Source organism: Lysinibacillus sp. 10T31 (assembly GCF_056394365.1).
On the sequence record NZ_JBFTHS010000018.1, the window covers coordinates 1 to 20527 of the forward strand.

A 20527-nucleotide genomic window follows, 5' to 3' on the forward strand; every position below is an offset into this window, starting at 1 on the left:
AAACTCTCCATAAAAAGAAATTTGATTAGCTCAAATTGTTTTGCTGGCATCATGTTTGATGTCCAAAATTTTGTTTCGTTCACCAACTCAAGGTTAGCTACTAAAAACTTTATTGATTACGTTTTGCTTGTTCAGTTTTCAAGGTTCATGTTGATGTCGTTGTTTTTCAGCGACTTCTTTATATTAACATTTAACTCAATTCATGTCAACAACTTTTTTAGAAAAGTTTTTTTCGTTCGTTAAGTTATTTTGTTATGTCTTAGCGACAATTAATATAATACAATATCAACAAATTAAAAGTCAACAACTTTTCATAAAAAATTATCGAGGTATTTTTCATACCTCGATAACTAGCATACTACAGTCCTTGATCCATTTCTAGAGCTTCTTTATTTACCTTATAATGACGGTGGAATATCATTTCACTTTTCGCAACGATAGGTTCAATTTGAATATAACCTTTGTCCACTAAATATTCTACAAACACTTCTAAATCTACTGAGTAGTTCATGAGCTCATTATGATCGTGCAATTCCTGAATTGTCCAAGTCTCTTTTGTTTGCATTACTTCTAAAATATGTTGAGCGCCATCCCGTGTACGTGAATGTATTAAAAACTCGCTAGCTAAAAACAATAGCTCTAACCGTTTTTCTATCGGTTCATTACTTGTAACGAGCTCCTCGTATAATTTATAAATCGCTGGTTCAATTTTTTTCACCTGTGCCCAAACAGTTACTTCAGGGTAAAGTCCACTATCAATAATGGATAAACGCCCCAAGTGATGTAACGAATCCACTACATGATTATAAGCATCGAGATAGCTCCCCTTATCAAAGTATTCTTTCCCTTCTAAGTAACGTCGAATTAACTTTGAAAATTGAATACCTGTTTTGATTTTACGACCACTAAACGGAAACTCCTGTAATTCAATTTTTAATTTATGAAGAAATTCATTCCGATCAAATAATACTCTACCAAAGAAAATCCAATCGACCACTTTTTTATTTGAGCCAATGAGTAGCCATTTTCTTATTATTTTCTCAGTAACAGTATGTAAAGCTACTTTATTTCCTTCATATAAGTAATGCTTCGAAAAGACTGGCTTTTCTGCTTCTTTTACAATAATAAGTAAGACTGTATCAAATGTATCTGTAACATTACTTTTTTCCTCGCGTTTTTCCACTAAAATAACGCCTAATGTATTCGACTGACTTGCACGTTCCTGGTATATCGGACGCAAAACTTGTTCCATGTTCAGTCCCCCTCTATTTGCTTGTTACCTTTTAACTTCATTCAGTGGTGTCACGGATTTTCACCGGACTCAATTACGCCAAGGCGAAATTGATTTCGTTAAAATTTCGACATACTCTAAAAGTATTCCTTCTTTCCACGTTATCAAAGCTAAAATACTTTGTTCTTATATGTTATAGTAGATTTTAGATTGGGAGGCAAGATGATAAATGAAACCTTACAAAAGTAAAATTAATAAAATTCGTTCATTCGCATTAGCACTTATTTTTATCGGCTTTGTAGTTATGTATGGGGGAATCTTCTTTAAAAACAATCCTATTCTAGTATTAATTTTCATGACCCTTGGTGTACTTTGTATTATTGGTAGTACAGTCGTATATGCATGGATTGGACTGCTCTCAACTAAAGCTGTTCCAGTGGAATGCCCTAATTGCCATAAGCACACAAAAGTATTAGGCCGTGTAGATATGTGTATGTACTGTAATGAACCATTAACACTGGATCCAACTCTAGAAGGAAAAGAGTTCGACCAATCTTATAATAAGACAAAAAATTCCTAGCCCTCATTTAAGAGCTAGGATTTTTTTATTGTACTTTTGCAGATACATCTTTACACGATGGACAAGTGCCGTAAATTTCTAAACGATGCGCATGCACATCAAAGCCTGTTACTTGTGATGCAAAATGTTCAATTTCGTCGAGACCAGGATAATGGAAGTCGACTATTTTGCCACAGCATTCACAAATCATATGATAATGATCGTTTGTAACGAAATCAAAGCGACTTGAAGCATCACCAAAAGTTAGTTCTTTTACTAGACCAACTTCACGAAATACGCGAAGGTTATTATAGACGGTCGCTACACTCATATTTGGGAATTTCCCTTCAAGTGCTTTATAAATTTCATCGGCAGTTGGATGTGCCATTGTTTGAATTAAATATTCCAAAATAGCATGACGTTGAGGAGTAATACGAACACCAGTTGTTTTTAACGTGTCAAGTGCATCCTGTAAATGCGTTTCAGACATCGTAATGCACCTCTTCCATAAAGATTATTAATTTATAATTGTTATAATTAGTGTATCGAATTACTCTTACTTCTGTCAACATTCATACACATTTCAGTTTAGCTTCTTTCAGCGGGTGTCCAAACATCCGCTGAAAAAGAGGAACTCAGTCTAAGAACGCCACGTCCTGTGGCAATTTATCTGTAGCGAAAGCACAGCTACAGCAACAAATGTTTTCTGTGCGAAAGCGCAGCGACAGCAACAATTATTCCGAGGCATAATTGATTTTAGGACTACTACTTCAATAGCCTCTTGATAAATCCATCATATTTTCTAAATCGGTTTCACCGCGTAACCACTTCTCTAAACTTGGCTTAAAGATTTCCAAGCTTCGTTCAACATAGCGAGAAGAGTGACTTGAAATATGAGGAGACACAATGACATTCGGTAAAGTCCATAAAGGATGATTCTCAGCTAAAGGCTCTTGTTCATATACATCTAAAACAGCATAACCAATTTCACCTGCTTGAATGGCACGTATCAAAACGTTTTCCTCTACTAAGTTTCCACGACCAAAATTCATGAAGATAGCATCTTTTTTCATCGCTTTAAAATGCTCTTCCTTCAATAAATGTGTCGTCTCCTCCGTTTTAGGTAATACAGAAATGACAATATCAGCCTTAGGTAAAGCTTCGATTAATTGATCAAAGCTCACCATATCATTCATATATGCCGCTTCGTTCCCCGAACGATTGCAGCCAATTGTCACAACACCAAAAGCTTGTAATAAGCGACCTACTTCCGAGCCAATAGCTCCAGGTCCTAAAATAAGTGCTGTGCTATCCCGCAACTCGGTTTGTTTCGCTTTTTTGGACCATTCACTTTTCTTTTGCTGTTGATACATCCAAGGCAGTGCACGCTTAATCGCTAAAATATGAGCAAGCATCGATTCCGCCATTGGTGTTTTATGAATGCCACGCACATTCGAAACTAGTATCCCTCGTTCAATAATAGCTTGAGTTGGCATTTTTTCGATTCCCGCTGAAGCTACAAAAATCCATTTAACCTTTGTCGCATACTTAATATTTTCATCATTTAAATCTTCACCATATGTGACAAGCACATCCGCTTGTTGTAGCTCTTCGATTGATAAGCCATTTTCAAAAATAAAATCAACTTGTGGAAATTCTGCTACTAGTGGCTCACGTAAATCTGGTCTTGGTTCAAACGTAAAATAAATTCTCATTGAGTCACCTCCCATTCTGCTAAATATGTATATACTTCTTCAATATGATTTTTTACACGTACTTTACTCCAAGCCTTTATCAAGTTTCCTTCTGTATCAATTAAAAATGTTGAACGCTCTATCCCCATATATTCACGTCCATACATCTTTTTCAGCACCCACACACCATACGCTTCTGCTACGGCATGATCCTCATCCACTAATAGCGAGAATGGTAGTCCATGCTTATCTATAAATTTGGTATGTTTTTTTGCATCGTCAGGACTAATGCCAAGTACAACTGCATTTAATTTACTAAAACCCTCGTGCTTATCACGAAAGTCACAAGCCTCCGTCGTACAGCCTGGTGTCATATCTTTAGGATAAAAATATAAAATAACATTTTGTCCTTTGAAATCCGCTAACTTTACTGTTTCTCCTTTTTCATTTATAAGGGAAAAATCAGGTGCTTTTTTACCTTCTATTAAAGCCATATCAATCTCCTCCTCTTGTACGCTCTATTTTACTCTAAATAGTAAAACAAATCATATCCCTTAATTTCTTTGGATTTCTTGCACTGATAGGTCTACAATAGATGAAGTATAAAGATTTAGGAGGCAAAATATATATGAATCATACAAAATCTGAAGCAGTACACGCAGAAGCGCTACAGCATATCGTTGGTGGTGTAAATAGCCCTTCTCGTTCTTATAAAGCAGTTGGCGGAGGTTCACCTGTTGCAATGACTCGTGGGAAAGGTGCTTATTTTTGGGATGTTGATGGCAACCGTTATATCGACTATCTAGCAGCTTACGGTCCAATCGTTACTGGTCACGGTCATCCACATATCGCAAAGGCTATTACAAACGCAGCTGAAAATGGCACTTTGTTTGGGACTCCAACTGAGTACGAGGTTACTTTCGCAAAAATGCTAAAAGAAGCCATCCCATCTATGGATAAAGTACGCTTTAATAACTCCGGTACAGAAGCTGTCATGACAACAATTCGTGTTGCACGTGCTTATACTGGCCGTACAAAAGTTATGAAATTCGCTGGTTGTTACCATGGTCACTTTGACTTAGTATTAGTAGCTGCTGGTTCTGGTCCTGCAACATTAGGTACTCCTGACTCAGCCGGTGTTACAACTTCTACAGCCGAGGAAGTTATTACTGTACCATTTAACAACCCTGAAGCATTTACAGAAGCAATGGATAAATGGGGCGATCAAATCGCTGCTATTTTAATCGAGCCTATCGTTGGAAACTTCGGTATTGTAGAGCCTAACCCAGGCTTCCTGGAATTAGTTCATGCCACAGCAAAGGAAAAAGGGGCATTAACTATTCATGATGAAGTTATTACTGCTTTCCGCTTCCACTACGGCGGTGCCCAAAACTTACTAGGTTTAACACCTGACCTAACTGCACTTGGTAAAGTAATCGGCGGTGGTTTACCAATCGGTGCATACGGCGGTCGCAAAGAGATTATGGACACAGTGGCTCCACTTGGACCTGCCTATCAAGCAGGCACAATGGCAGGAAACCCTGCATCCATGCAATCTGGTATTGCCTGCCTAGAAGTATTACAAACTCCAGGAATTTATGATGAAATGGACCGTCTTGGAGCCATTTTAGAAGAAGGTATCTTGGCCGCAGCCAAAAAACATGATGTCACAATTACTGTTAATCGCCTAAAAGGTGCTCTTACAATTTACTTTACAGATGTGAAAGTAGAAAACTATGAGCAGGCTGAAAACTCAGACGGTGAAATCTTTGGTCGTTTCTTTAAATTAATGCTTGCTCAAGGAATTAATTTAGCTCCATCAAAATATGAAGCTTGGTTCTTAACAACAGAGCATACAGAAGCAGATATTCTTGAAACAATCAAAGCGGTAGATAGTGCATTTTCACAATTGTAATTTGTATATGCAATGGCTAAACGCTTAGTGAGAAGTGCAATTTAGAATAGTGTCTAAGATAAACTTTTAAGGACGACTCCTCTGTGAGTCGTCTTTTTTCTGTAAATGACATACAAATCTATGTATTTTATGAGCACTTCCTTCTATAATGTATAGAAGACATCCGCGGATGATTGGGTAAAGTAACTTAAGCAGCATTTAACTCCCCCTATTGAGGCGGGGAACATCTACTGAAAGAAGTTAAAATTTTAGACAGAAAGGACATCCATTTTCTATGAAATTAGGTGCCCGTGTATTTAAAACTGGTGTTGCCATCGTGTTTGCACTATTTATTGCTGAGCTGCTAGAGCTACCTTCACCTGTTTTTGCAGGAATTGCAGCAATCTTTGCGATTCAGCCATCTATTTATCGTTCCTATCAAACAATTGTTGAGCAAGTACAAGCCAATATTATAGGAGCTACTATCGCGGTCATTTTTGGTTTGCTTTTTAGTCACCATGTAGTAGCAATCGGCATTGCAGTCATTATTGCGATCGGTATCATGTTGAAATTCAAACTTGAAAAGTCATTGTCCCTAGCACTTGTTACAGTTGTAGCTATTATGGAGATTCAAGGAGATGACTTCCTGACATTTGGTCTTATTCGCTTTCTTACGATATTAGTTGGGGTGTTAGCAGCATTTGTTGTCAATCTGTTCTTCCTACCACCCAAATATGAAGTAAAGCTTTTCCGTAAGATTTACTTTTTACAAGATGATATTATTCGATGGACGCGACTTGCTGTTCGTCAAGCATCAGAGCATACGTCTACAAAAGAAGCATTAAGCAAATTTAAGTCTCGTATGCAACGAGTTGATACACTGTATGATTTTTATAAGGAAGAGCGTAATTACTTTAAAAATAAAAAGTTTGTAAAAGCACGTAAATTAGTTGTTTATCGTCAAATGATCACAACGTCAAAGAAAAGTTTAGAGCTTCTTCATCGTCTTCATAATCATGAAAATGAATTAGCGCAGCTACCGACGCAATTTCATTTAATGATTCAAGAGCGGCTTGATTTCCTACTAACCTATCACGAACAGCTACTACTGAAATATACGGGGAAATTGAAGCCCGAGCATTCAGAGTGGAGTAAACATATTGATTATGTTCAGCGTAACGAGTTAATGGAAATATTTATAAAGCAAATAACTTATGCGCATGATGAAGGCGATACAGAATTCTCGAGTTATCACTTGCTTTATATTTTATCGCGTATTTTAGATTACGAAGAAAACCTAGAGCATTTAGATACGCTTATCGTGTCGTATCAAACTCATCATGGTCAAGAAATTAATGTGGAGTTTGAAGAGGAATTTATTTAAAAAAAGAGCGAAGAGTTGGCATTATATCCATCTCTTCGCTCTTTTTATTAGCTTTTCATTTTCGGATCAAGTGCATCACGTAAACCGTCCCCCATTAGATTAAAACCGAGAACCGTTAACATAATAGCTAAACCTGGGAAAATCATCGTCCACGGAGCCTTTAATAAATAGATACGGGAATCCGCTAGCATTTTACCCCATTCTGGCGCTGGTGCTTGAGCTCCTAATCCAAGGAAGCCTAATGCCGCCGCTTCAATAATCGCTGTCGCTATTGCTAGCGTTCCTTGTACGATGATTGGCGTCATCGAGTTTGGCAAAATATGCGAGAATAAAATTCGGGAATCACGCATTCCAATCGCCTTTGCTGCTACGATATACTCCTCTTCCTTTACACTCAATACTTTCGAACGAATTAGGCGCCCGAAATTCGGAACGTTAATAATGGCAATGGCAATCAGTGCATTTTGTAATGATGGCCCAAGTACTGCTACTACTGCAATCGCTAGTAAAATACTAGGAAAAGCTAACAAAATATCGAACATACGCGAGATAATCGTATCAATCCATCTTCCATAATACCCCGCAATAATGCCAAGGAAACTACCAACAATAACAGAAAGAATAACCGATAAAAAGCCTACCTTCAAAGAAATACTAGCTCCATGTATAACTCTAGAGAAAATATCCCGACCAAAGTCATCTGTGCCAAACCAATGCTCATTTGACGGTGCTAATAAACGCTGCGAAAGATTTTGTTCATTAATTCCTTCAGGAGCAATCATCGGGCCAACCATAGCAAGTATAATAAAAAATAGTACAATGCCTGCACCTACTAGGGAGATTTTACTCTTTTTAAAGCTACGCCAGCCTTCTCTCCAAGGACCTGCCGCTCGTTCACGACCTGGTGCTGCCTCTGTTTTTATATTTATCGCTCCAGTCATTATCGCTTCTCCCCTCTATTTGTATTTAATCCGTGGATCTATCACCGTATACAGTAAATCCACAATTAAGTTAATCATGATAAAAATAAATGCAATTACTAAAATACCTGATTGAATAACAGGATAGTCTCGGAAGCCAATGGCATCATAAATATAACGACCAATTCCTGGCCAGCTGAAAATTGTCTCTGTTAAAATGGCACCACCTAGCAGCAATCCTGTTTGCAAACCGATTACTGTTAACACCGGAATAACTGCATTTTTTAATGCATGCTTATAAACAACAATAAACATTCTTTGCCCCTTTGCTCTAGCTGTACGTACATAGTCAGAGCGCATTACTTCAAGCATAGACGACCTAGTCATTCTCGCAATAATTGCCATTGGAATTGTCGCAAGAGCCATGCCCGGTAATATTAATCGCTTTAATACTTCCAAAAATTGATCAAAGCGGCCATGTATTAACGTATCCAGTAAATAAAAATGGGTAATGGCGGTTATCGGATCTCGCACATCTTCTCGCCCAGATGTCGGGAACCAACCAAGCTGATTACTGAAAGCCCATTGTTCCATTAAACCGAGCCAGAAGACTGGTACAGACACCCCAATTAAAGCAACTATCATTGCCACATAGTCGAACCAAGAATTTTGGAACCATGCAGAAATAATGCCTGCATTTACGCCAATTATCACTGCGATAATCATGGCAAATAGCGCTAGCTCAGCTGTTGCCGCTAAATACGGGAAAATCTCCTCTGATACAGGCAATTTAGTACGTAAGGATACTCCTAAATCCCCCTGAAAAATGCCACCTAAATAACCAAAATATTGTGTATACCACGGCTTATTTAATCCTAAACTTGCGTTTAACGCTTCGACCGCTTCTTTCGTTGCCTGCTGTCCTAAAATTACTTGTGCTGGATTACCAGGAATTGAACGAATTAACATGAAGACGATAAAAGTCATTCCAAGCAAAACTGGGATTAATTGAAACAAACGCCTTCCCATATAGTGAAGCATCTTCTTCACCCCTCTGTTATTTTCATAATATACTTTTGCAACAAAAGCATTGAAGTCTCTACGCATACTGTAGAAAGGGTCAGCTTTCACCAAACGGTTTTAGATGATTGGTCTTTCATACAGAAAAAATACCTCTAGCTTGTAAAAAGAATCCGCTAGATTTCTACGGCTTACCCGCAGAAAGCAAGCAGATTCTTAAAAGTTCTCTCTTTGTCGGGATTGACCTTTTACGCCTACTTCATATCTACATTAGCTAAATGGTCAGAACCAGTTGGATGTGCAATATAGTTTGTAACTTTAGTGCTAGCACCTAGAATTGGAGTAGAGTGAGCAAGTGGAACCCATGGCGCATCTTTAGAGATGATCTCTTGTGCTTGCTTATAAAGTTCATTACGCTTGTCCTCATTAATTTCAGTTTGTGCAGTCACTAAAATCTTGTGTAATTCTTTATTATCATAGAATGTGTAGTTGTTAGAACCAATGTTATCCCCGTCTAATAAAGTATAAAGGAAGTTATCCGCATCTCCGTTATCACCTGTCCAACCAAGTAAGAACGCATCTGCTTCACCATTTTGCGCTTTTTCTAAATACGTAGCCCATTCAAAAGATACAATTTCAGATTTGATTCCAACATCATCTAAATTCTTTTGGATCGCTTCAGCAATTTTTTTGCCATCTGGCATATACGGACGTGGCACAGGCATAGCCCATAGTTGAATTTTTTTACCATCATAGCCAGCCTCAGCTAATAATGCTTTAGCTTTTTCTGGATCATACTCATAGCCTTTAATGTCATCGTTGTAGCCTGAAATTACTGGAGGCATAGGATTTTTCGCTGGCTCTGCTAAGCCTTCATAGAATGCATCTACTAATGCTTGTTTATCGATTGCATAATTTACTGCTTGACGAACTTTTACATTATCGAATGGTGGACGTGTTACTGTTAATCCAAGATAACCAACATTCATAGATGGGCGTTCGATTAATTGTAAATTTGAGTTTGATTCAATTGAAGCTTTATCAGATGGACTTAAGCCATCCGCTACATCAACTTCACCGTTAGTTAATGCATTTAAACGTGTAGAGTTTTCTGGAATTGATTTATAAATTACTTTATCTAATTTCGGTAAACCATCAATATAGTAATCTGGGTTTTTCTCAATAGTAACTGCATCATTACGTACCCAGCTCACAAATTTGAATGGACCCGTCCCTACTGGATTTGTAGATAATCCTTCTTCATTTGCTTCAAAAGCTTTTGGAGAAGCAATAGCAAAAGGAGACATCGCTAAATTTTTTAGGAATGGTGCCTGTGGCTGGCTAAGTTTGAATACAACAGTATAATCATCTTTAGCAGTTACCGATTCAATCACTTGCTTGTCACCTACTACAAATTGGGAGCTGTAATAAGGGTGTTTATCAGCACCAGCTTTCCAGCGCTCGAAATTTTTAACAACTGCTTCTGCATTGAAATCAGTGCCATCATGGAACTTTACACCTTCTTGTAAATTGAATGTGTATGTTAAACCATCTTCTGACGGCTCCCATGATTTTGCTAAACCTGGTTGAATTGTTACATCTTTCTCGCCGAAATTAACCAGCGTTTCATATATATTTGCTGTAACCGTGAATGATTCACCATCAGTTACAACTGCAGGGTCTAGTGCTACTGAATCACCACCACGACCGTATACTAATGTTTTTGATCCGCTACTAGCTGAATCGCCACCACTTGAAGTATCTTTACTACCCGTATCCTTAGTATCTGAGCCGCCACAAGCTGCTAAGATTGTCGAGAGAACAAGGATAAGCATTACACCCAAAGTCCAAAGCTTCTTTTTCTTCATTAAATTTCCCCCTAAGTTTTTTTATATCATTGAATGTTGGATTGCATCGTAAAGATGGCAAGCAACAAAATGACCCGGTTTCACTTCTTGCATTTTCGGAACTACTTGAGAACATTCTTCTTTTTTAAATGGACATCTCGTATGGAAAGTGCACCCGCTTGGCGGATTCGAAGCACTAGGAATATCTCCAGAAATAATAAGCTGTTCACGTTCAAACGCAGGATCTGGAACAGGTACCGAGGATAGCAGTGCTTGAGTATATGGGTGAAGTGGCTCAGCGTATAAATCCTCACTTGCTGTCAACTCCACTAATTTCCCTAAATACATCACACCTACACGATTACTAATATGGCGTACAACCCCTAAATCGTGGGAGATAAAAATATAAGTTAGCTTTAAGTCCTTCTGTAAGTTTTGCAATAAATTCAATACTTGCGCCTGTATTGACACATCGAGTGCAGAGACAGGCTCGTCCGCAATAATCAAACGAGGATTCGTCATTAGTGCACGGGCAATGCCGATACGCTGTCTTTGACCACCACTAAATTGATGAGGATACCTTTTCACATGATATTCATTTAAACCAACAATTTCGAGAAGCTCTATTACCTTCTGTTTTCGTTCCTTTGAATTACCCATTCCATGAACAATAAGAGGCTCCTCTAATATTTTCCCAATGTTATGCCTAGGATTAAGAGAGGCATACGGATCTTGGAAAATCATTTGAATGTCTCTACGGGCTTTGCGCATTTCGTTGTTAGATAATTCAGAAATCATTTTACCTGCGAATTCAATCTCGCCCTCTGTTGGCTCAAGTAATCGCATTAAAAGTCGACCAGTTGTTGATTTACCACATCCGGACTCACCTACAATACCTAATGTTTCTCCTTCAAATACTTCAAAGGAAACATCATCTACTGCCTTTACGTCTCCAACCTGTGTATTTAAGACACCCTTCCGAATGGGGAAATATTTTTTCAAACCATCAACTTTCAACAACACTTTCGACATGTTGCTCCACCTCCTGTTTCTCTAGTAAAAAACATCTCGATTTATGCTGCTCTGTTGCTTCATATAAAGGTGGTGTTTCTTGTACACAGCGGTCCATTGCAAATTCGCAACGCGCTGCAAAACGACAGCCTTCCTGAATACTTCCAGGCTTAGGTACACTACCTGATATAGAGTAAAGATTGTCCTTTTTATAACGCATATCCGGTACAGATTTAATAAGCCCTTGTGTATAAGGATGCTTTGGATTAACGAATATCTCCTGAATAGGTGCCTCCTCTACAATCTGACCTGCATACATCACAATAACTCGCTCGCATGTTTCTGCTACTACACCTAAATCATGTGTAATTAATAAAACAGCTGTATTTAAACGTTTATTTAAATCTTTCATAAGCTGCAAAATTTGAGCTTGAATCGTAACATCTAGTGCAGTAGTCGGCTCATCAGCAATCAATACCTTCGGATCACAGACAAGTGCCATTGCAATCATGACCCGTTGTCGCATCCCCCCCGATAGTTGATGTGGATAATCTTTTAATAATTCCTCGGCACGTGGTAAACCTACTAGCTTCATAATTTCAATTGCCCTTGCATAGGCTTCTTTTTTAGACCATTTTGGATTATGAATTAAAATCGCTTCTTTTAGTTGATCTCCAATTGTAAACAAAGGATTTAAGGAAGTCATAGGTTCCTGAAAAATCATCGCCACATCTTTCCCACGAATTTTCTGCATTTGTTTATCAGATAATGTTACGAGGTTTTTGCCATCTAATAGTATTTCTCCCCCTGTTATTTTTCCAGGTGGTGACGGTATTAATCCCATAATGGACAGTGATGTAACACTTTTTCCACTTCCCGATTCCCCTACAATCCCTAATATTTCTCCCTCATGAACAGAAAAATCGATATCATCTACGGCAGGAATTTGTCCATCATCTGTAAAAAAAGTTGTCTTTAAACCTTTTATTTCTAGCAGCTTTTTTCTCATAATCAATCGCCCCACCCTACCCATATTTTCACTTAACCACATTCACTATCACGCAATTCCCTATTTTCAGATAATTCTAACTAAAAAACATCTCTCTTTCAATCATTATTATTCTGCAATTAACATAAATTTTCTACATCGTTCGAGTTTCGTATTAATATTATCTTATTAATCGATAATATTTTATTAATAAGACAAAAAAATAGCCCTCCATTTATGATATGGAAGGCTATTTTTAGATTATTACTCATCACCAAAAGATGGGGGACATGACGCTTCGCTATTTATTGCTCACTGTCCCCAGGAAGCTTCGCTCTGTGCGAAAGCGTAGCGTCAGCGGCAAAGCGCCCAGCCGGAACGGAAATCAACCCCATGTTATGATAGTGAGTCAGATTTTTCCTATTATAGCGTAGTACATCAGTCTAAATGTTGCACTTGGAATAAATTAAAGTAAGTCCCCTCTTTTTGCATTAATTGCTCGTGCGTACCACTTTCAATTAATTGTCCATGATCTATAACCAAAATTTTATCTGCATGTGTAATTGTAGAAAGTCGATGAGCAATTATAATGGTCGTGCGTTCATGTGCAAGCACATCCAATGATTCTTGAATAAGTGCCTCACTTTCTAAATCTAAAGCAGAGGTTGCTTCATCCAGTATTAAAATAGGAGGATTTTTTAAAAATACACGAGCGATTGCTACTCGCTGCTTTTGTCCACCTGATAACTTCACACCGCGCTCCCCGACTTTTGTGTCATAGCCATTTGGTAAACTCATAATAAAATCATGTGCATTTGCCGCTCTTGCAGCAGCAATAACCTCTTCATCAGAAGCTTCTGGCTTGCCCATTAATATATTTTCTTTTACCGAATCGCTAAATAAAATATTGTCCTGTAGTACAATTCCAATTTGTGAGCGTAAAGAATGTAATGATACGTCACGTACATCATATTCATCAATAGTCACTGCGCCACTCGTTGTATCATAAAAGCGAGGAATTAAACTAATGATGGTTGATTTTCCTCCACCGCTCATTCCTACAAATGCAACTGTCTCTCCAGGGTTAATCGTAAAATTGATGTTGTTTAATATTTGTGAGCCTTCTTCTTCATATTGAAAGTTCACATTGTTAAAGCGGACTTCACCCTTTACTCGAGGTAGCTCCACCGCATTATCCTTGTTTTTTATTTCATAAGGTTCGTCCATTAATTCAAACATACGATCCATTGATGCAAATGATTGTGTTAACATAGTCGATGAACTTACAAGACGACGGAGTGGTCCATAAAGTCGTTCGATATAGGCAATAAAGGCCACCATCGTTCCGACTGAAAGTGAACCATTAATAACCTGATAACCTGCATAAGCAATTACTAGGAGAGGTGCTACATCCGTGATTGTATTCACCACTGCAAAGGATTTAGCATTCCATTTCGTATGGTCTAGTGCCTTTTCTAAAAATTCACCATTTGCTTCATCGAATAATTTTTGCTCATGCTTTTCTAGCGTGAAGCTTTTGATAATACTCATTCCAGCTACACGTTCATGCAAATAACTTTGCACACCTGCAAGCGCTTGTGATCGTTTACGTGTTAAAGATCGAAGTTTACCAAAGAAGTACTTCACGCTAAATGCATAGAATGGGAACGCAACTAATGCTACTAGCGTAAGCTTAACATCCATGGCAAGCATAATACCGATAGCAATAACAATAGTCGCAAGGTCAAGCCAAACATTCATCAAGCCTGTCATGATAAAGTTTTTTGTTTGTTCCACATCATTAATCACTCTTGAAATAACATCACCAGCTCTTGTATTTGCATAGTATCTTAAACTTAGTCGCTGTAAATGTGCATATATTTGTTTTCGAATATCGAAAAGCACCTTGTTACTAACATGTTGAGCAAAATATTGACGGTAATACTCAATCGGTGGTCGAATAATAAAGAATACAATGATCGTACCACCTAACCAATAAAACAGTTCTTTTGTTTTCTCTGCATCCGTTAGACTATCCGCATCAATAATATCATCTAACACAATTTTTATGAGCAATGGGATAAACAACGGAATCGCAAATTTAACTATACCAATTAAAACCGTTAAAATAATTTCCCATGTATATGGTTTTACAAATTTCATATAACGCTTTATACTATCCAATTCATTATCACATCCTTATTTTAAAAGCCTTGCTCTTATGTAATACATAAAAAGAAACAGACATCCACAAACTGAATGCCCAAACGTATTATAGCAATATTTTGTTTTAAGTACATTTAATTTAGCTTTATTACTAACTATTTTACAATCCGATTGTTTAAGACATAAAAAAACACCCATTAGTAAAACTAATAGGTGCAACTAACAATCATCTGCTTGCATATCGAGCTGAAACTTATAACGGCTTGTCCAGGCATCGATGAAATCAGGTGCAAAGGGTCCTCTTTTTTGTTGAATCCAGCTAATTAATTTATCGACATTGCGCTTTAAAATTTTATCTATGACATCTGGATAAGACATTTCCTTACTATGTAGCTCATATTCATCCTCATCCAAGAGTGAATAAGACATATCAGGGAAAACTTTAATGTCTAAATCATAGTCAATATATTTAATGGCATTATTATCGAAAACAAATGGTGAGCTTAGATTGCAATAATAATACACACCGTCCTCACGTAGCATGCAAATGATGTTAAACCAGTGCTCCGCATGGAAATAACAAATAGAAGGCTCTCTCGTTAGCCACGTACGACCATCGGATTCTGTCACAAGTGTCCGTTCATTCGCACCGATAATGATATTTTTCGTTCCTTTTAAAACCGTTGTTTCTTGCCAAACACGGTGGATACGGCCATTGTGCTTATAACTATGTATTTGTATCGTTTCTCCTTCTACCGGTATTGCCATCTTTGAAGCCCACCTTTTCGTCTATGCTACCTAAATCTAGCAGTCAGTCTCTAGTATATTATAGCAATGTGTACGCGAAAGGTGTAGTTAGAAAACCACAAATTTCCCTGCGCTCTTTTAAATATGTACAAAATTTCGTTAATTTGAAGCGAATTTTATCATAACAATAACCCAATTGAAATTTTTTTGCTTATGTTTATAGATCAGATTGGGGTTTTTCTTCTGAAGCAGAGCTGAGACGTTCTTCCCCGCATCCAATCAGTTCTCTGGCCTATCCGAGCGATTTTCTCATCTTGCTATATAAAAATTAAAAAGGAGCTGCCTTTTTTAATCTTTTCGATTTTAGACAGCTCCTTAGAGGTAAATGCAATTATGCAATTACAAAGTGTTATTCACCAAGATCTTGGTTAGTTTTATTGAAGTTACCTGAAGCTTGAGTTTTGTTTTGCTCTGCTTTAGCATTTTGCTTTTGCACTTCATTAACATCCGTTTCATAACCAAATTCTTGACTTTGACGTTGCATGTTTTTATTCGGTTGTAAATTTTGGTTGTTGTTTTGCTTTTTCATTATTCATTCACCTCCACGCTCATTATTGTGTACCGAGGTGAATGGTTTTATGCTATAAATTTTTATAAATATTATTTTCTTGATTAATCCTTAATTTCTTGCCAAATTTTCAGCATTGGAACGGGCATTGGTAATAATTCTATTTGTTCGCGAGTCAGCCATTCGCCCTTTACTGCTGAATTACATTTCATAAAATAGCTATTTATATGCCATGTTAAATGTGAAAAAACATGTTTAAATGTTAACAAATCCTGTTGCAATTGAACATTCATAGTATAGTCATTAATAAAAGTATCTATTGAATCTTTACCGTGCTCAAGCATTGGAAACTGCCATAGATTAGCTAGTAAACCCTCTGTTGGACGCTGCTCCAATAAAATTCGACCTTCGTCATCTTGGCATACAAGCACATCGTATGTGATATGCTTCATTTTTACTTTTTTAGATTTGATAGGTAATTTTCCAGGCTCACCTTCATTAAAAGCGGTACAGTATTCGCGAACTGGACACAATAAACACTTTGGTGAAGTTGGCGTACAAATAAGTGCACCAAGCTCCATTAAGCCTTGATTGAAGGACGATGCATTTTCAGGATCTATCAATTCTTCAACAGCCGCTTCAAAAATCTTTTTAGTCTTTGGAACTGCTATATCTTCATGAATATTAAGCACACGACTTAAAACGCGCATAACATTGCCATCTACCGCATGTTCGGGCTTATTATAGGCAATACTTAGAATAGCTCCAGCAGTATATGGGCCAACACCTTTTAATGTTGAAATTTCGTGGCGATTATCGGGTACTATTCCACCATAGTTTTCTAATACCTCACGAACACCCGCTTGTAAGTTACGTGCACGGGAATAATAGCCGAGGCCTTCCCAATGCTTCAATAAGTATTCTTGTGGAGCTTCCGCGAGTAATTCTAATGTTGGAAAACTTTCCATGAAACGATTGTAATAAGGAATAACTGTGTCGACACGTGTTTGCTGTAGCATCACTTCCGATACCCAGATTTTATAAGGGTCCGTAGTATGCCTCCAAGGTAAATCACGTTTCTCAACATTAAACCATTCGACTAAAGATTGTCGAAATTCTGTTACATATGGATAATTCACAGTGACCTCCTGCGTCTTTACGATTTTATTTATGGTAAAAAGAGTATACAATTAAGAAAAGATCATTGTCAGAAACGACAAAAAACGTCATATTTTTTCTAGCTTCAAAATTAAATAAGTAAATATCAGGTATTACGGATTATTGAAATATACATGTATGCAAATTGTACTCTTTTTTGTTGCATACAAGGAGTGGATATTTTTGGATTCAGGCACACATTTCGTTATGGGTATAGCTCTCGGTGGTCTTGCATTAGCCGATCCCGTTGTAGCAGAGCATTCAATGACCTTTACCGCAGTAATGGCAGGTACAATTATTGGCTCACAGGCACCAGATGTCGATACTGTTTTAAAACTGCGCAACAACGCAATTTATATTCGACACCATCGCGGAATAACACATTCACTACCAGCAGTAGCTATTTGGCCTCTCTTAATTACAGTGGTTTTAGCAATTATTATTCAAGACGCAAATGTGTTTCATTTATGGCTTTGGACATTTTTAGCTGTAGCACTTCACGTCTTTGTTGATATTTTCAATGCTTATGGTACACAAGCACTTCGACCATTCTCTAGAAGATGGGTTGCACTTGGTGTTATTAATACGTTTGATCCAATCATTTTTACACTACATTGCCTCGGCATTTTACTTTGGGCATTTGGTGCAGATCCAGTTTGGACATTTAGTATCATGTATCTCATTATTATCGTTTACTACATTTTGCGATTTGCGGTCCAAAAGGCTGTAAAGAACGCTGTGCATAAAACCATTCAGGATGAAGAGTATGTTATTGTAGCTCCTACAATGAGATTCTTCCACTGGCGAATTGCAGCAAAATCTAAAACGCATTATTACGTTGGGCGCGCTTATGGGCGAACTGTTAATATTTATGATAAATTCGAAATAAAACCTTTACCGAAAACGCCTCTTATCGAAATAGCATTGAAAGATCGTAATCTCGCTGCTTTCGTGTCATTCTCACCATTGTATCGTTGGGAAATTTCAGAACTCGATAATGGCTTAACAGAAGTAAGATTAATTGATCTGCGTTACCGCAGTGATAATCGCTATCCGTTCGTTGCTGTCGCTCATTTAAATGATGACAATGAGATTATCACTTCATACACAGGCTGGATTTTCACTGAAGATAAACTCCAAAAAAAATTACAGGTTGGCGCAAGTAATTAAACATCAGCAAACCCTGACCAAATATTGGTCAGGGTTTTGTTATTGCACCATATCATCACTAGCATCAAGTAAATGTGCGTATTTGGGATTGCGTCCTGCAAATGCATGCAGTTTATCACCGTAGCTGGTAATTAATTGACGCACTAAATTTTCAGTGTAATCAGCACCACGATAAGAGTAACCAGCTTTTGCAGAAGTCGATTCAAAATCACTCCATAAAAGCTCAATCCATACTCGTGCACGTCCTACTGACATTTGCGGATTTTTTGCAAGTAATTCAGCAGTTAGTTTTTCAATTTTTTCATCCATTTATTTGCCCACCTTTACAGGAGATAGCATGGAAACAGGTAAAGCCTCTTGGTATTTTTCGCCCCCTAAGCGATGTCCCCAAGCAAAGCGTCCTTTTAAATAATCCACTTGGAAAAATTCATTTTCAGAGCCATCAATACGATACATTTCCCCAGGAATTATTGTATCCAAATCCACTAAATAAGCAGCCGCCATTAAAGCCTTACGCTCGTAAACTGCGAATTCATTGATGATACCTAGCTGCTCCGCCTTACGTGCCTTTTCCTTTATCATAGCTATTTCCTCACGTAATTCGTGCTCTGACATTGCAGCATAATTTTTTTCGTTCATTCCTCATTCTCCTTCTCTTCTATAAAACGATCTATAACTTCTATAGGAAACCCCTTTTGATAGAGCGCCTGCTTTATTTTCATTTTCAGTTCATAACCAGTATACTTCGATGAATACTTTTTCCAAACTTTTTCGCCTTGTACATCAAGTAGCTGTTGCCATTCATCTTCATCTTGCTCAATCTCTACTTGACTTAGCACATCATCTACAACACTAAAAGAATAACCTTTTCGCATTAAAAAATCTTGAATTTTAGCTTTTATTTGTGTTGGCGTTTTCCTTTTTTCCGATCGAATGACCTTCTCAGCCAATTGTGTCGCAAGCTTTACCTGTTCCGCATGACTATACGTAGCAAGTACCTCATCCTGCAAGCTTTTATCAATTCCTTTTTTCATAAGGTCTTGTCTAATTGCCTTGGGACCCTTTTTCATCGTAGCTTTTTTCGTATCGAGTAATGCCTTAGAGTAAGTTTCATCATTTAAAAACCCATATGATTTAAGCTTTTGTATAGCCTCTAAAATAACCGCTTCGCCAAATTCTAACGTGAGAAGCTTTTTCTTTACTTCATGCTCGCTACGCATTTGATAAGATAAAAAATTTAACCCTTTATTAAAAGCCTTTCGAATCTCATCCTCATAGGCAATTTCCTGAATATCAAATTCCTCAAGCACTTTTCCCTTCGTTAATCCAAATTGAATAAGAATTGCCTCATCTACAGGAAAAGCGTATTCTTCGTTCAAATATATATTATAACGTTCTGGATTGTTTTTTTGACGTGCAATTTTCGTAATAATACGCATTAGTAACACCTCACTATTCACCATTATAACATTTTTCGTATGTATTGCTTTTTTCCGTAGGCATATTCTATGTTCGCGGGTGTTCACTTCTCTTCCGCGAGTATTCTCCCGGTTTGCGCGGGTATTCGCTTCTCTTCCGCGAGTATTTCTCGGTTCGCGTGGGTATTCACTTCTCTTCCGCGAGTATTTTCACGGTTTGCGCGAGTATTCGCTTCCCTTCCGCGAGTATTCTTCCGGTTCGCGCGAGTATTCGCTTCTCTTCCGCGAGTATTTCACGGTTCGCGAGTATTCGCTTCTCTTCCGCGAGTATTTGCTTCCCTTCCGCGAGTATTCTCCCGGTTCGCGCGAGTATTTGCTTCTCTTCCGCGAGTATTCTCCCGGTTCGCGCGAGTATTTGCTTCTCTTCCGCGAGTATTCTCCCGGTTCGCGCGAGTATTCGCTTCTCTTCCGCGAGTATTTCTCGGTTCGCGGGTATTCACTTCTCTTCCGCGAGTATTCTCCCGGTTCGCGCGAGTATTCGCTTCTCTTCCGCGAGTATTTGCTTCCCTTCCGCGAGTACTCTCCCGGTTCACGCGGGATTACTAAAGAGAAAGCAAAACATTTATATGAATGAAAGGTCCATATACTACCTACTTTTTAAGAAAAACATCATCATCATTTTGTATTTAAATTCCCTAATTTAAAAGAAGCTCTTCAAGATTTATTGTATTTAATCAAATAGGATATTTTTT

General features: G+C 37.8%; 21 protein-coding genes. 5 read left to right on the top strand and 16 right to left on the bottom strand.

Going from position 1 to position 20527, the window contains the following annotated elements:
• Positions 1-358: 358 nt before the first annotated feature.
• The gene (locus AC1DCY_RS11985) at positions 359-1252 is read right to left on the bottom strand and encodes a nucleotidyltransferase-like protein (RefSeq protein WP_477350378.1); all 894 of its coding nucleotides are present in this window, start codon (positions 1250-1252) and stop codon (positions 359-361) included.
• Between the two features lie 208 nt (positions 1253-1460).
• Between AC1DCY_RS11985 and AC1DCY_RS11990 the strand changes: the two genes are divergently transcribed.
• Positions 1461-1811: a YgzB family protein gene (locus AC1DCY_RS11990; protein ID WP_477350380.1), complete on the top strand. Its 351-nt coding sequence runs from the start codon at positions 1461-1463 to the stop codon at positions 1809-1811.
• A 25-nt stretch (positions 1812-1836) separates the two neighbouring features.
• On the opposite strand, the gene perR is transcribed toward AC1DCY_RS11990, so the two are convergent.
• The 3 genes from perR to bcp all read right to left on the bottom strand — a co-directional run bounded on the left by perR (position 1837) and on the right by bcp (position 3978).
• The gene (gene perR, locus AC1DCY_RS11995) at positions 1837-2280 is read right to left on the bottom strand and encodes a peroxide-responsive transcriptional repressor PerR (protein ID WP_049668868.1); all 444 of its coding nucleotides are present in this window, start codon (positions 2278-2280) and stop codon (positions 1837-1839) included.
• A 280-nt stretch (positions 2281-2560) separates the two neighbouring features.
• The gene (locus AC1DCY_RS12000) at positions 2561-3505 is read right to left on the bottom strand and encodes a D-2-hydroxyacid dehydrogenase (RefSeq protein ID WP_477350382.1); all 945 of its coding nucleotides are present in this window, start codon (positions 3503-3505) and stop codon (positions 2561-2563) included.
• Complete coding sequence (bcp, locus tag AC1DCY_RS12005; RefSeq protein WP_477350384.1) at positions 3502-3978, bottom strand: thioredoxin-dependent thiol peroxidase; 477 nt, start codon at positions 3976-3978, stop codon at positions 3502-3504. The genes AC1DCY_RS12000 and bcp overlap by 4 nt, the downstream gene beginning before the upstream one ends.
• Before the next feature lie 134 nt (positions 3979-4112).
• Here bcp and AC1DCY_RS12010 point away from each other — a divergent pair, with 134 nt between their 5' ends.
• Together AC1DCY_RS12010 and AC1DCY_RS12015 are read left to right on the top strand one after the other, a co-directional pair.
• Positions 4113-5399 carry a glutamate-1-semialdehyde 2,1-aminomutase gene (locus tag AC1DCY_RS12010; protein ID WP_477350386.1) on the top strand — a complete coding sequence of 429 codons (1287 nt, stop codon included), beginning with the start codon at positions 4113-4115 and terminating at the stop codon, positions 5397-5399.
• Positions 5400-5673: 274 nt separating this feature from the next.
• Positions 5674-6762, top strand: coding sequence for an FUSC family protein (locus AC1DCY_RS12015; protein ID WP_477350388.1), 1089 nt, complete (start codon positions 5674-5676; stop codon positions 6760-6762).
• A 47-nt stretch (positions 6763-6809) separates the two neighbouring features.
• On the opposite strand, the gene nikC is transcribed toward AC1DCY_RS12015, so the two are convergent.
• The 9 genes from nikC to mutY all read right to left on the bottom strand — a co-directional run bounded on the left by nikC (position 6810) and on the right by mutY (position 17168).
• On the bottom strand, positions 6810-7703 hold the full coding sequence (gene nikC, locus AC1DCY_RS12020; RefSeq protein ID WP_477350390.1) for a nickel transporter permease: 894 nt from the start codon (positions 7701-7703) through the stop codon (positions 6810-6812).
• Between the two features lie 15 nt (positions 7704-7718).
• A complete protein-coding gene (locus tag AC1DCY_RS12025; protein WP_477350392.1) occupies positions 7719-8723 on the bottom strand; it encodes an ABC transporter permease in 1005 nt (334 codons plus the stop codon).
• Between the two features lie 233 nt (positions 8724-8956).
• On the bottom strand, positions 8957-10570 hold the full coding sequence (locus tag AC1DCY_RS12030; protein WP_477350393.1) for an ABC transporter substrate-binding protein: 1614 nt from the start codon (positions 10568-10570) through the stop codon (positions 8957-8959).
• 21 nt (positions 10571-10591) lie between these two features.
• A complete protein-coding gene (locus AC1DCY_RS12035) occupies positions 10592-11581 on the bottom strand; it encodes an ABC transporter ATP-binding protein (protein ID WP_477350394.1) in 990 nt (329 codons plus the stop codon).
• A complete protein-coding gene (locus AC1DCY_RS12040) occupies positions 11556-12569 on the bottom strand; it encodes an ABC transporter ATP-binding protein (RefSeq protein ID WP_477350396.1) in 1014 nt (337 codons plus the stop codon). The genes AC1DCY_RS12035 and AC1DCY_RS12040 overlap by 26 nt, the downstream gene beginning before the upstream one ends.
• Positions 12570-12986: 417 nt before the next feature.
• The gene (locus tag AC1DCY_RS12045; RefSeq protein ID WP_477350398.1) at positions 12987-14732 is read right to left on the bottom strand and encodes an ABC transporter ATP-binding protein; all 1746 of its coding nucleotides are present in this window, start codon (positions 14730-14732) and stop codon (positions 12987-12989) included.
• A 201-nt stretch (positions 14733-14933) separates the two neighbouring features.
• A complete protein-coding gene (gene ntdP / locus AC1DCY_RS12050) occupies positions 14934-15482 on the bottom strand; it encodes a nucleoside tri-diphosphate phosphatase (RefSeq protein WP_100545160.1) in 549 nt (182 codons plus the stop codon).
• A 388-nt stretch (positions 15483-15870) separates the two neighbouring features.
• Positions 15871-16050 carry a gamma-type small acid-soluble spore protein gene (locus tag AC1DCY_RS12055; RefSeq protein WP_402871440.1) on the bottom strand — a complete coding sequence of 60 codons (180 nt, stop codon included), beginning with the start codon at positions 16048-16050 and terminating at the stop codon, positions 15871-15873.
• 83 nt (positions 16051-16133) lie between these two features.
• A complete protein-coding gene (gene mutY / locus AC1DCY_RS12060; RefSeq protein WP_477350400.1) occupies positions 16134-17168 on the bottom strand; it encodes an A/G-specific adenine glycosylase in 1035 nt (344 codons plus the stop codon).
• Positions 17169-17370: 202 nt separating this feature from the next.
• Here mutY and AC1DCY_RS12065 point away from each other — a divergent pair, with 202 nt between their 5' ends.
• Positions 17371-18357 carry a metal-dependent hydrolase gene (locus AC1DCY_RS12065; RefSeq protein ID WP_477350402.1) on the top strand — a complete coding sequence of 329 codons (987 nt, stop codon included), beginning with the start codon at positions 17371-17373 and terminating at the stop codon, positions 18355-18357.
• A gap of 39 nt (positions 18358-18396) precedes the next feature.
• On the opposite strand, the gene AC1DCY_RS12070 is transcribed toward AC1DCY_RS12065, so the two are convergent.
• Genes AC1DCY_RS12070 through recX form a run of 3 tightly spaced genes read right to left on the bottom strand, consistent with a single transcriptional unit; the run spans position 18397 to position 19796 of the window.
• Complete coding sequence (locus AC1DCY_RS12070) at positions 18397-18666, bottom strand: YfhJ family protein (RefSeq protein WP_402871437.1); 270 nt, start codon at positions 18664-18666, stop codon at positions 18397-18399.
• Positions 18667-18996, bottom strand: a complete 330-nt coding sequence (locus AC1DCY_RS12075; protein WP_053483069.1) for a YfhH family protein — start codon at positions 18994-18996, stop codon at positions 18667-18669.
• Positions 18993-19796 (bottom strand): recombination regulator RecX, encoded by an 804-nt coding sequence (gene recX, locus AC1DCY_RS12080; protein ID WP_477350404.1) that lies wholly within the window; start codon positions 19794-19796, stop codon positions 18993-18995. Before recX ends, AC1DCY_RS12075 begins: the two co-directional genes overlap by 4 nt.
• Before the next feature lie 196 nt (positions 19797-19992).
• On the opposite strand from recX, the gene AC1DCY_RS12085 reads away from it, so the two are divergent.
• Entirely contained in the window at positions 19993-20409 is a 417-nt protein-coding gene (locus tag AC1DCY_RS12085; RefSeq protein WP_477350406.1) for a hypothetical protein, read from the top strand.
• Positions 20410-20527: the final 118 nt, after the last annotated feature.